The 11,982-nt window shown below is 56.7% G+C and carries 10 protein-coding genes; 8 read left to right on the top strand and 2 right to left on the bottom strand.

Translation table 11 applies throughout. From position 1 onward, the window contains the following. Nucleotides 1-521: 521 nt before the first annotated feature. The 8 genes from ACSPHG_RS20630 (at nt 522) to yjjJ (ending at nt 10,146) form a co-directional block, all read left to right on the top strand. The gene (locus ACSPHG_RS20630) at nt 522-1,595 is read left to right on the top strand and encodes a patatin-like phospholipase family protein (protein ID WP_435955353.1); all 1,074 of its coding nucleotides are present in this window, start codon (nt 522-524) and stop codon (nt 1,593-1,595) included. Next, nucleotides 1,592-2,368 carry a TatD family hydrolase gene (locus ACSPHG_RS20625; RefSeq protein ID WP_435955352.1) on the top strand — a complete coding sequence of 259 codons (777 nt, stop codon included), beginning with the start codon at nt 1,592-1,594 and terminating at the stop codon, nt 2,366-2,368. Before ACSPHG_RS20630 ends, ACSPHG_RS20625 begins: the two co-directional genes overlap by 4 nt. 168 nt (nt 2,369-2,536) lie before the next feature. After that, entirely contained in the window at nt 2,537-3,814 is a 1,278-nt protein-coding gene (locus ACSPHG_RS20620) for a NupC/NupG family nucleoside CNT transporter (RefSeq protein WP_435955351.1), read from the top strand. Nucleotides 3,815-4,215: 401 nt separating this feature from the next. Beyond that, the gene (gene deoC, locus ACSPHG_RS20615) at nt 4,216-4,995 is read left to right on the top strand and encodes a deoxyribose-phosphate aldolase (RefSeq protein WP_435955349.1); all 780 of its coding nucleotides are present in this window, start codon (nt 4,216-4,218) and stop codon (nt 4,993-4,995) included. Between the two features lie 108 nt (nt 4,996-5,103). Then, complete coding sequence (gene deoA / locus ACSPHG_RS20610; RefSeq protein ID WP_435955348.1) at nt 5,104-6,426, top strand: thymidine phosphorylase; 1,323 nt, start codon at nt 5,104-5,106, stop codon at nt 6,424-6,426. A gap of 70 nt (nt 6,427-6,496) precedes the next feature. Further along, the gene (gene deoB, locus ACSPHG_RS20605; RefSeq protein ID WP_435955346.1) at nt 6,497-7,720 is read left to right on the top strand and encodes a phosphopentomutase; all 1,224 of its coding nucleotides are present in this window, start codon (nt 6,497-6,499) and stop codon (nt 7,718-7,720) included. Nucleotides 7,721-7,917: 197 nt separating this feature from the next. Beyond that, a complete protein-coding gene (gene deoD, locus ACSPHG_RS20600; RefSeq protein ID WP_435955345.1) occupies nt 7,918-8,637 on the top strand; it encodes a purine-nucleoside phosphorylase in 720 nt (239 codons plus the stop codon). Between the two features lie 180 nt (nt 8,638-8,817). Next, nucleotides 8,818-10,146, top strand: a complete 1,329-nt coding sequence (gene yjjJ, locus ACSPHG_RS20595; protein ID WP_435955344.1) for a type II toxin-antitoxin system HipA family toxin YjjJ — start codon at nt 8,818-8,820, stop codon at nt 10,144-10,146. An 8-nt stretch (nt 10,147-10,154) separates the two neighbouring features. Here yjjJ and lplA read toward each other — a convergent pair whose 3' ends face one another. Continuing rightward, nucleotides 10,155-11,171 (bottom strand): lipoate--protein ligase, encoded by a 1,017-nt coding sequence (gene lplA, locus ACSPHG_RS20590; RefSeq protein WP_435955343.1) that lies wholly within the window; start codon nt 11,169-11,171, stop codon nt 10,155-10,157. 17 nt (nt 11,172-11,188) lie between these two features. Continuing rightward, entirely contained in the window at nt 11,189-11,836 is a 648-nt protein-coding gene (locus tag ACSPHG_RS20585; protein ID WP_435955342.1) for a YtjB family periplasmic protein, read from the bottom strand. Nucleotides 11,837-11,982: the final 146 nt, after the last annotated feature.

The following is an 11,982-nucleotide window of genomic DNA, read 5'->3' as shown; positions in this document are numbered from 1 at the left end:
ATTTATGACTGGCTCTCGCGTTTTTGGACGTTAAGGTTTTTTGTCGGATGGCGCTGACGCTTATCCGACCTACAGTGAGGTCGTAGGGTGGATAAACGAAGTGCCATCCACCGTTTTTTGTCGGATGGCGCTGACGCTTATCCGACCTACACTGAGTTCGTAGGGTGGGTAAACGAAGTGCCATCCACCGTTTTTTGTCGGATGGCGCTGACGCTTATCCGACCTACAGTGAGGTCGTAGGGTGGATAAACGAAGTGCCATCCACCGTTTTTTGTCGGATGGCACTGACGCTTATCCGACTTATGCCGACCGAAACCGTAGGATAAGTAAACGAATTATCAACAGCCGACTATGTCGAGCGGCGCTAACGGTTATCCGACCTACAATCTACCTACAATGTTCTGAGGTCGCAGGGTGGATAAATAAAGTGCCATCCACCGTTTTTCACGGCGGACGGCGCAAAGCATTTCACCAAAAACAATGACAAGCCGTTATTAAAAATAATTAATTAGGAAAGCAGGGTGGGACAACGTATACCCGTAACGCTCGGCAATATCGCGCCGCTTGCGTCTAAGCCGTTTCGTCCCGGAAAACTCGCCATTATTTGCGAAGGTGGCGGGCAGCGCGGGATCTTCACTGCCGGGGTGCTGGATGAGTTTATGCGCGCCGAATTCAACCCCTTTGACCTGTTCCTCGGCACCTCCGCCGGTGCACAAAACCTTTCAGCCTACGTTTGCAACCAGCCCGGCTACGCTCGCCGCGTGATCACCCGCTTCACCACCACCCGCGACTTCTTCAACCCGCTGCGCTTTGTGCGCGGGGGCAACCTTATCGACCTCGACTGGCTGGTGGAATCCACCGCGGCGAAAATCCCGTTATCCATGTCCTCTGCGGAAAAGCTGTTTGAAAGCGGCAAGCAGTTTTACATGTGCGCCTGCCGCAGCGACGACTATTCGCCGGGCTATTTCTCGCCAACCAGCGATACCTGGCTCAATATTATCAAGGCCTCAAGCGCGATTCCGGGCTTCTATCGCAGCGGCGTGGATATCGGCGGCATCAGCTATCAAGACGGCGGCATCAGCGACGCGATTCCGGTGCGCGAAGCCGCGCGCCTTGGGGCCGATACGCTGGTGGTGATCCGCACGGTGCCGTCGCAGATGTACTACACGCCGGAGTGGTTCAAGCGCATGGAACGCCTGTTGGGCACCAGCAGCCTGCAGCCGCTGCTGAACCTGGTGCAGCACCATGAAGCAAGCTATCGCGAGATCCAAAGCTTTATCGAGAAGCCGCCGGGCAACCTGCGCATTTTCGAAATTTATCCGCCGAAGCCGCTGCTCAGCAGCGCCCTGGGCAGCCGTCTGCCTGCCCTGAATGCGGATTACAAAACGGGCCGCCTGTGCGGGCGCTACTTCCTCGCCACGGTCGCCCGGCAGCTTGTGGCGACGCCGCCGCTTAAACGTCATCGCCCGCGCATCGTCACGCCTGGGCCGCTGGTTGTGCCGCCTGCCGCCGTGGCAAACGAACCGCTGATCAAAACCGTGGTGGAAGCCGTCGAGGCGAACGACGCCTCGTTCACTAACGAGGATTCCGCGTGACGTTCAGGTTCTACGATACCCACTGCCATTTCGATTTCCCGCCGTTCACCGGCGATGAGCCGGAAAGCCTCGAGCGCGCGCTCGCGGCAGGGGTGGAGAAAATTATTGTTCCGGCGATTGAAGCCGAACGCTTTGCTACCGTGCTGTCCCTCGCCGGGCAGCATTCTGCGTTGCACGCCGCGCTTGGCCTGCATCCCATCGTGATTCATAAGCATCAGGATGCTTCGCTGGCGCTGCTCGAACACCATCTTCAGCAGCGTGCCGAGAAGCTGGTGGCGATTGGCGAAATCGGCCTCGACCTGTTTATGGACGACCCGATGTTTGAGAAGCAGGAGGCGATGCTGGACGCGCAGTTTAAGCTTGCGAAGCGCTACGACCTGCCGGTAATCCTTCATTCGCGCCGTACCCACGACAGGCTGGCAATGCACCTCAAGCGCCACGCGTTGCCGCGCACCGGCGTCGTTCACGGCTTTGCGGGCAGCCTCCAGCAGGCCGAGCGTTTTGTCGATATGGGCTATTTTATCGGCGTCGGTGGCACCATTACCTACCCGCGGGCCAGCAAAACGCGCAACGTGATGTCCCAGCTTCCCCTTTCGGCGCTGCTGCTGGAAACCGACGCTCCGGATATGCCGCTTAACGGCTGGCAGGGGCAGCCAAACCGCCCGGAACGCGTCGCTGACGTCTTCAAAACGCTGTGCGAACTGCGCAAGGAAGCCCCGGAAGAGATCGCTAATGCATTGATTTACAACGCAGACAAATTATTTCAGTGGTAATTACCCGCCTTTTGTTGTGATCCGCGTCACTTTACTGGACAAACGTTTCTCTCAATTTGTAGAAATACGTGATAGCGATGGCAGTTCGCTCGACGCCTGCGGCTATAATCCGCGCGTTGAGCAAAAGCCGCTGCGCTTTTCTATTTCACAAATACACAGGGACTCTGTATGCAAATCCTCATGGGACTGATCGGCATGATCGTGCTGCTGCTGATCGCAGTTTTACTCTCCAGCAACCGTAAGGCTATTAATCTGCGAACCGTGCTCGGGGCCTGGCTGATTCAGGTCGGTATCGGTGCGTTAATTCTTTATGTGCCGGTCGGGCGCAAAGTGCTGTTAGCCATGTCAGAAGGGGTCGCAAACGTTATTGCCTACGGCAATGCGGGGATCTCATTCCTGTTCGGCGGGCTTGCTTCCGACAAAATGTTCGAATTATTTGGCGGCGGCGGCTTTATCTTCGCGCTGCGCGTGCTGCCTATTATCGTCTTCTTCTCCTCGCTGATTGCGGTGCTTTACTACCTCGGTATCATGCAGCTGGTTATCCGTATTCTCGGCGGCGGCCTGCGTAAGGTGTTGAAAACTTCCCGTACCGAATCCCTGTCCGCCACCGCGAATATCTTCGTTGGGCAGACCGAGGCGCCGCTGGTTGTTCGCCCTTATATCGCCACCATGACTCGCTCCGAGCTGTTCGCCGTGATGTGCGGCGGCCTGGCGTCGGTTGCCGGTTCCGTACTGGCGGGCTACGCGCAGATGGGCGTGCCGCTGGAATACCTGATTGCCGCGTCGTTTATGGCGGCTCCCGGCGGCCTGCTGTTCGCCAAAATCATGCTGCCGGAAACCGAAACGCCGAACGATGCGCCGCAGCTGGAATCGATGAAAAACGATCCGGACCGCCCGGCCAACGTGCTGGATGCCGCCGCTTCGGGTGCCGCTTCCGGCATGCAGCTGGCGCTGAACGTCGGCGCGATGCTGCTGGCGTTTGTCGCTTTGATCGCTCTGCTAAACGGCATGCTTTCCGGGATCGGCGGCTGGTTTAACTATCCGCAGCTTTCCATGGAGCTGATTCTGGGCTGGGTGTTCGCGCCGCTGGCGTGGCTGATTGGCGTACCCTGGGCGGAAGCCAACGTGGCCGGCTCGTTCATCGGCCAGAAGCTCATCATCAACGAATTCGTGGCCTACCTGAACTTTGGTGAATACCTGAAGGACGACGCGACCGTGGCGGCGGCAGGTTTACAGGTGCTTTCTGACCACAGTAAGGCAATTATTTCCTTCGCGCTGTGTGGGTTTGCTAACCTTTCTTCTATAGCGATTCTGATCGGCGGCCTCGGCAGCATGGCGCCAAACCGTCGTCATGAGATAGCCCAGCTAGGCCTGAAGGCGGTGGCGGCGGGCACGCTGTCGAACCTGATGAGTGCGACCATCGCGGGCGTCTTCCTCGCGCTGTAATAAAAATGGCCAATGTTAAAATTCTAACATTGGCCGCAAACCTACGGCGGGCGCGTGTCCCGCCGGATTTCACCTCAAACCGCCACTTTAACGCGTTATTTTGTTCGTTAAATCACATATACTGTGGAAAGCATGTAATCCTGCCTTTGGCTTTTGTGAAGCAATACACAAAATTGCTCAGCGAGTGAGTGTTAGAATTATAACATTGCTACTGGCAATGTGCGGTGAGAAGGATCTCAACGTGATGGCGACCCGGGTTGCCTCTCCTCTTCATGGAACCAAGTCCGCTCCAACGTGTTGAGTTTCGAAAGCCTGAGACTTCTCCCCGTCATACTTCGAGCTGCATGTGTGTTGGCCGCACTCGAATTATTTAGGGGTAATATCTTTTGTTGGAGAGTGTTATGACCGATTTAACTGCAAGCAGCCTGCGCGCCCTGAAACTGATGGACCTGACTACCCTGAACGACGATGACACCAATGAAAAAGTCATCGCGCTCTGCCATCAGGCCAAAACCGCGGTAGGCAACACCGCAGCGATTTGCATCTACCCACGCTTTATCCCGATTGCGCGTAAGACTCTGAAAGAGCAGGGCACGCCGGATATCCGCATCGCAACCGTGACTAACTTCCCGCACGGCAATGACGACATCGAAATCGCCCTGGCCGAAACCCGTGCCGCTATCGCTTACGGCGCGGACGAAGTGGACGTTGTGTTCCCGTACCGCGCGCTGATTGCGGGCAACGAGCAGGTTGGTTTTGACCTGGTGAAAGCCTGTAAAGAAGCCTGTGCAGCGGCAAACGTTCTGCTGAAAGTCATCATTGAAACCGGCGAGCTGAAAGAAGAGCGGCTTATCCGTAAAGCGTCTGAAATCTCTATCAAAGCGGGCGCTGACTTCATCAAGACGTCTACCGGTAAAGTGCCGGTAAACGCCACGCCGGAAAGCGCGCGCATCATGATGGAAGTTATCCGTGATATGGGCGTTGAGAAAACCGTTGGCTTCAAGCCCGCGGGCGGCGTGCGTAGCGCAGAAGATGCGGCTCTGTTCCTGTCCATCGCTGACGAACTGTTCGGCGCTGACTGGGCGGATTCACGCCATTACCGCTTCGGTGCATCCAGCCTGTTAGCCAGCCTGCTCAAAGCGCTGGGCCACGGCGACGGCAAAAGCGCCAGCAGCTACTAAGCCCTAAATTGCCGGATGACGCTCTGCTCATCCGGCCTATCGGATCGTAGGGCGGGTAAGCCTCGCGCCACCCGCCAACCTTTCACCCTGGTTCTCATGGGGGTTACCTTGTTTCTCGCTCAAGAAATTATTCGTAAAAAACGTGACGGTCTGCAGCTAAGCGACGAAGAAATTCGCTTCTTCATTAACGGCATTCGCGATAACACCGTTTCCGAAGGACAGATTGCCGCGCTTGCTATGACCATCTTCTTCCACGATATGACCATGCCGGAACGCGTGTCGCTGACCATGGCGATGCGAGATTCAGGTACCGTTCTGGACTGGAAAAGCCTCGATCTTAATGGCCCGATTGTGGATAAACACTCCACCGGCGGCGTGGGCGATGTGACTTCTCTGATGCTCGGCCCGATGGTGGCGGCATGCGGCGGCTACATCCCAATGATCTCTGGCCGTGGTCTGGGCCACACCGGCGGCACGCTCGATAAGCTCGAAGCTATCCCCGGCTTTGACATTTTCCCGGACGATAACCGTTTCCGCGACATCATCAAAAACGTCGGCGTAGCGATTATCGGCCAGACCAACTCGCTGGCTCCGGCGGACAAGCGTTTCTACGCCACGCGTGACATTACCGCGACCGTAGACTCCATCCCGCTGATCACCGGCTCCATCCTTGCCAAGAAGCTGGCCGAAGGTTTAGACGCGCTGGTGATGGACGTTAAGGTAGGCAGCGGCGCGTTTATGCCGACCTACGAACTTTCTGCCGAACTGGCGGAAGCGATTGTGGGCGTCGCCAACGGCGCGGGCGTGAAAACCACGGCGCTGCTGACCGACATGAACCAGGTTCTGGCTTCCAGCGCGGGCAACGCGGTTGAAGTGCGCGAAGCCGTGCAGTTCCTGACCGGCGAATACGTGAATCCACGCCTGCATGAAGTGACCATGGCGCTTTGTGTGGAAATGCTGCTTTCCGGCAACCTCGCCAAAGATGACGCGGAAGCTCGCGGCAAGCTACAGGCGGTGCTCGACAACGGCAAAGCGGCGGAAGTCTTTGGCCGCATGGTCGCCGCGCAAAAAGGCCCGGCTGATTTCGTGGAAAACTACGCGAAATACCTGCCAACCGCGGTGTTGAGCAAAGCGGTTTACGCAGACCGTACCGGTTTTGTCAGCGAAATGGACACCCGTGCGCTGGGCATGGCGGTGGTTTCCATGGGCGGCGGCCGTCGCCAGGCTTCCGATACCATTGATTACAGCGTCGGCTTTACCGACATGGCCCGCCTCGGCGACAGCGTGGATACGTCACGTCCGCTGGCGGTGATTCATGCGGCAAGCGAAGCGCAATGGCAGGACGCGGCCCGCGCCGTGAAGGCGGCAATCAAAGTTAACGAGACCGCACCGACAGAAACGCCGGTCGTTTATCGCAGAATTAGTCAATAAATGGCATACTGATCTGATCACTTTTTGAAACGTCTTCGGACGTTTCAGGCGCAATGACGCAGGAGAAATTATGAAACGTGCATTTATCATGGTGCTGGACTCTTTTGGCATCGGCGCGACTGAAGATGCTGACCGCTTTGGCGACGTCGGTTCTGATACATTTGGGCACATTGCACAAGCATGTGCGAATGGCGAGGCGGACAAAGGCCGTAAAGGGCCGCTGACTCTGCCAAACCTGACAAGCCTTGGTTTAGTGAAGGCGGCAGAAGGTTCCACCGGTAAGATCCCGGCGGGCATGGACGGCAACGCTGAAGTCATCGGCGCTTACGGCTGGGCCCACGAGCTTTCTTCCGGTAAAGACACCCCGTCTGGCCACTGGGAAATCGCGGGCGTGCCCGTGCTGTTCGACTGGGGCTACTTCTCAGACACGCAAAACAGCTTCCCGCAGGAGTTGCTCGACAAGCTGGTAGAGCGCGCAAACCTGCCGGGCTACCTCGGCAACTGCCACTCTTCCGGCACCGTTATTCTGGACGAGCTGGGCGAAGAGCACATGAAAACCGGCAAGCCGATTTTCTACACCTCCGCCGACTCCGTGTTCCAGATTGCCTGCCACGAAGAAACCTACGGCCTGGATAAGCTTTACGAACTGTGCGAAATCGCACGCGAAGAGCTGACCGAAGGCGGCTACAACATCGGCCGCGTTATCGCGCGTCCGTTTATCGGCGACAAGCCGGGTAACTTCCAGCGTACCGGTAACCGTCACGACCTGGCGGTTGAGCCACCGGCTCCTACCGTGCTGAAGAAACTGGTCGAAGAGAAAAACGGCCAGGTGGTTTCCGTGGGTAAAATCGCGGACATCTACGCAAACGTCGGCATCACGAAAAAAGTGAAGGCGACCGGCCTTGACGCGCTGTTTGATGCCACCATCAAAGAGATGAAAGAAGCGGGCGATGACACCATCGTGTTCACCAACTTCGTAGATTTCGACTCTTCATGGGGCCACCGCCGCGACGTAGCCGGTTATGCAGCCGGTCTGGAGCTGTTTGACCGCCGTCTGCCGGAGCTGATGGAGCTGCTGAAAGAGGATGACATTCTGATCCTTACCGCAGACCACGGCTGCGACCCGACCTGGAAAGGCACCGACCACACCCGTGAGCATATCCCGGTGCTGGTTTACGGCCCGAAAGTGAAGCCAGGCTCGCTGGGCCACCGCGAAACCTTCGCCGACATCGGCCAGACAGTCGCGAAATATTTCGGTCTCAGCGATATGGACTACGGCAAAAACATGCTGTGATACCCGTCATACTTCGAGCCGCAGGGGTGTTGGCTGCAAAAACTCACCCCAGTCACTTACTTTAGTAAGCTCCTGGGGATTCATTTTTTTGCCGCCTACCTGCAACTCGAATTATTTTGGGTATGTAAATTATACCTTTGGGTGGATGAGTTAGATTCCACCCAGACGTAACCTCTTAACATCAAGGAATAACAAAGATGGCAACGCCACATATTAATGCAGAGATGGGTGATTTCGCAGACGTCGTGCTGATGCCGGGCGACCCGCTGCGCGCAAAGCACATCGCTGAAACCTTCTTCGAAGACGTGCGTGAAGTTAACAACGTGCGCGGCATGCTGGGTTACACCGGGACTTACAAAGGCCGTAAGGTTTCCGTTATGGGTCACGGCATGGGTATCCCATCCTGCTCCATCTACACCAAAGAGCTGATCACTGACTTCGGCGTGAAGAAAATCATTCGCGTCGGCTCCTGCGGTGCGGTGCGTGCCGATGTAAAACTGCGTGACGTGGTTATCGGCATGGGTGCATGTACCGATTCAAAAGTGAACCGTCTGCGCTTCAAAGACCATGACTTCGCGGCAATCGCCGACTTTGACATGGTGCGTAACGCGGTTGATGCGGCTAAAGCGCTGGGCGTAGACGCTCGCGTGGGCAACATCTTCTCCGCAGATCTGTTCTACACGCCGGACCCGTCCATGTTTGACGTGATGGAAAAATACGGCATCCTGGGCGTGGAAATGGAAGCGGCAGGTATCTACGGCGTGGCGGCAGAATACGGCGCGAAAGCCCTGACCATCTGCACCGTGTCTGACCATATCCGTACCCACGAGCAGACCACCGCGGCAGAACGCCAGACCACCTTCAACGATATGATCAAGATTGCGCTTGAGTCCGTATTGTTAGGCGATAAAGAGTAATCGTCCGTTGTGTCGGATGGCGCTTGCGTTTATCCGACCTAACAGATTCACACTCCTCAAGGGCGCGTTTTGCGCCCTTTTATCTATTCACAATCCCCATTAACCTTTCTGTCAGCCCTTTACCCTTCAGCTAATTAGCGGTATATATCTATTCAAGTATCTATTCATAAATCTATTCATATGAGCGCGCTGACTGACTTACTGCTGCACGGACCCGAGTCCGCCCCGGTTTTACGCCAACGCCTGTCGATAAGCCAGGCGACCTTTTCTCGCAGGGTAGAAGCTGAACCCGGCATTATAAAATTCGGAAGCGCGCGGGCCACGCGCTATGCATTAAGCCGCCCGGTGCGGCAGATCCGCGAATTTCCACTATGGCAGATCGATGACAAGGGAAAAGCCTGGTCATTCGGCGTGTTGTATCCCGTCTGGCCGCAGGGCAGCTGCCTCGTAGAGCTGAACAACGGCAGCTGGCAGTGGTTTGATGGTTTACCGTGGTATTTAACCGACCTCCGTCCCCAGGGCTTTTTGGGAAGAGCGTGGGGAAGGCGCATGGCCCAGCAGGCCGATCTTCAGGAGGATATAAGGCTCTGGCAGGAGGAGGACGTGCTGTTAGCGCTTTCAATGCACGCGCCTGAAAACCTCGGCGGCTGGCTTGTCGGTGAGGAAAGCTATCGACGCTGGTTCGCGGCTCAAGCCCCCTTGGCGATCGGCGAAGAAAACAGGCAAGCGGCTTATAGGGCGTTAGCGGCAACGGCGCTTGCAGGCGTTACCGCTGGCTCGTCTGCGGGCGGCGAGCAGCCGAAATTTACCTGCTACGCGCTCACCGGCACGGAGGCCGTGCCCACGATCGTGAAGTTTACTCCACCGACGCAAAATGCGAATCAGCGGCGCTGGGCCGATTTACTGCAGGCGGAATCCATCGCTCTGGCGTTACTTAATCAGGTTGCTATTCCCGCCGCTCGTGCTCGAACGCTGGTTGATGAAAGCGGCCAGACTTTTCTGGAAGTGAAACGGTTCGACTGCGTGGGGGCGCTGGGGCGAAGAGGAATTGTTTCGCTGGAAGCCGTGCAGGGTGAATTTATTGCCGGGCCACAGAACTGGCCAGCGGCAGCCTTAAGAATGAAAGCACAGAACGTTATCGATGAGGCCGGATTACAGCGCATTCAGCGTATATGGGCCTTCGGAAGATTGATTGCTAACAGCGATATGCATGCCGGAAATCTTTCCTTTTTTGTCGCCGATTTTCCGCTGGAGGTCGCGCCAGTTTACGACATGCTGCCCATGGCGTTTGCACCGGGCAGGTCGGGCAATATGCGCGAAGAGGCGATTACCCCGCAGATAGATCCCGTCATTCCGCAGGCCGTGTGGGCAGAGATGCTCCCGACCGCCAAAACGTTTTGGCGGCAGGTTAGCGAGCATGAGCAGATAAGCGAAAACTTCCGCATGCTGGCGGTGAAAATGGAGCAGGAACTGAGTGATGTGGCGGCGTGTATTCAGCGTCTGGCCTGAATTCACCTTCAGCGTACCGCCTCGTCAATCCACGCGCTCAGCTCCCGTAGTTCGGCCTCCTGTTCCGGGAAGTCGGCAATCAGCGTTTCGCACTGCTGTTGCAGCATATCGCTGCGATACAGGCAGCCCTGCAGGCGTGCGGCGAGGGCTTCCAACGGTGCCGGGTTCAGGCTATCGGTGAAGATTTGCGTGCGGGTAATGTGGCCTTTTTCGACGTCAAAATGCAGCTCGACGCCACCCCATTTGAAGCGCTGGTCCAGCAGGTGGCTGAAGGCGGGCGCCTGGCCGAAATTCCATTCCCAGCTGCTTTGGCGGGCGAAGGTTTCGGCGAAGCCCGGCAGGTCGGGCAGGGCATCTGGCGAGATGTGTTCCGCCTCGACGCGTTCGCCGTAGTAGTCAAAGAAGGCTTCGCGTACTGCGGCAAAGATATCTTCGTAGGTCAGGCCAGGCAGCAGATCGATAAGGTTGGTGACGCGCCCGCGCACGGAGGTAATGCCTTTCGCCTGGAGTTTTTTCGGGTCCGGATTGAGGTAGTTTGCCAGGCGGCTGAGGTCGGCGTTAAGCAGCAGCGTGCCGTGGTGGAAGCCGCGATCCATGGTTTCTTTATAGGCCGAACCTGAAACCTTGCGCGCGCCTTCTGGCGTCAGGACTTCCAGATCGTTACGCCCGGAAGCGGTGGCGCTTATCCCAAGTGAATTCAGTGCGTTGACCACAATCGCCGTTGAGACGCTTTTATCGTACTCCGGCTTACCGGCCATAAACGTGAAGCAGGTGTTGCCGAGATCGTGAAACACCGCGCCGCCGCCGCTGCTGCGCCTTGCCAGCCGCACGTTGTCTTCTTCCATACGCCGCGTGTTGCACTCTTTCCACGGGTTTTGCGCCCGGCCAATGACTACCGTATCGGCGTTGCGCCATAAAAACAGTACGCGCTGGGTGGCGGGCATCTGGCGGAAAATACACTCTTCAACGGCCAGGTTGAACCAGGGATCGTGCGAATCAGAAATAAGCAGGCGTAGCGTCGACATACAGAAGTCCTTTCTTATTAAGGGTTAGCGGGTTTGTCGTCTTCATCTTCTTTGACCTCGGTATTGGCGGTAAGAAGGAAAGGCGACTGCTGCCAGCGGGTGCGTTTGCCCTGCAGAAGCGTGCGGGTCAGCACGATGCCAATGGCCAGCGCCAGCAGCATCATCAGGCGCAAAATATTGGTGGTGTTATCCACCTGTTTGGCTTCGGTGGGCAGGGTGTGGGTATCAAGCGTGATGCGCAGATAGCCGATCGGGCTGTCTTTATCGATAATCGGCTCGACGATTTGCTGGTTGAAGTAGCTGCCGGCTTTTTTACCGTCCAGCGCCAGGCGGTCGCGCACGTTGATGCCTTCCCCCGCGCGCGCCACCTGATCGCCTTCATCATCGTAGACTGCGGCATCAAGAATACGGCTGTCGCGGGTGAGCAGCGTGAGGACGGTATTGATGCGTTTTTCATCCGGATTTTCAGATTTCATCAGCGGAATCAGGTTGAAGCTTACCTGGCGTGCGAGCGTGCGGGCCAGCTCTTCAAGCTGGACGTTACGGGCCTGCTGATGGCCCTGACTAAACCAGGATGCGCCCTGCATGAGCGCCACCAAAAGTGCGAGGCAGATAAGCACAATCACTGCACGATGAAGCCTGAATTTCATTTTTGCCCGAGCCATAATGCACCTTAGGAAAATTGCTTACATTAATGTTGCCAGAAGCGGCGCGGACAAGGTAGCCTCATGCGTTGTTTTGTCCGGGATACCCTTCATCCTTCAAACTTACAGGTGTGTTAGCTGCACTCAGTTACCCCAGTCACTTACTG

This window comes from Dryocola baronae (assembly GCF_051297175.1).
Classification (GTDB): domain Bacteria; phylum Pseudomonadota; class Gammaproteobacteria; order Enterobacterales; family Enterobacteriaceae; genus Dryocola.
Note: the sequence above shows the minus strand (reverse complement) of the source record. Positions and strands in the feature narration are given on the sequence as shown.

Coding starts and splice junctions, on each gene's coding strand:
- ACSPHG_RS20620 (WP_435955351.1), top strand. CDS start 2,537: ATGCAAATCCTCATGGGACTGATCGGCATGATCGTGCTGCTGCTGATC.
- deoC (WP_435955349.1), top strand. CDS start 4,216: ATGACCGATTTAACTGCAAGCAGCCTGCGCGCCCTGAAACTGATGGAC.
- deoB (WP_435955346.1), top strand. CDS start 6,497: ATGAAACGTGCATTTATCATGGTGCTGGACTCTTTTGGCATCGGCGCG.
- deoD (WP_435955345.1), top strand. CDS start 7,918: ATGGCAACGCCACATATTAATGCAGAGATGGGTGATTTCGCAGACGTC.
- yjjJ (WP_435955344.1), top strand. CDS start 8,818: ATGAGCGCGCTGACTGACTTACTGCTGCACGGACCCGAGTCCGCCCCG.
- lplA (WP_435955343.1), bottom strand. CDS start 11,171: ATGTCGACGCTACGCCTGCTTATTTCTGATTCGCACGATCCCTGGTTC.
- ACSPHG_RS20585 (WP_435955342.1), bottom strand. CDS start 11,836: ATGGCTCGGGCAAAAATGAAATTCAGGCTTCATCGTGCAGTGATTGTG.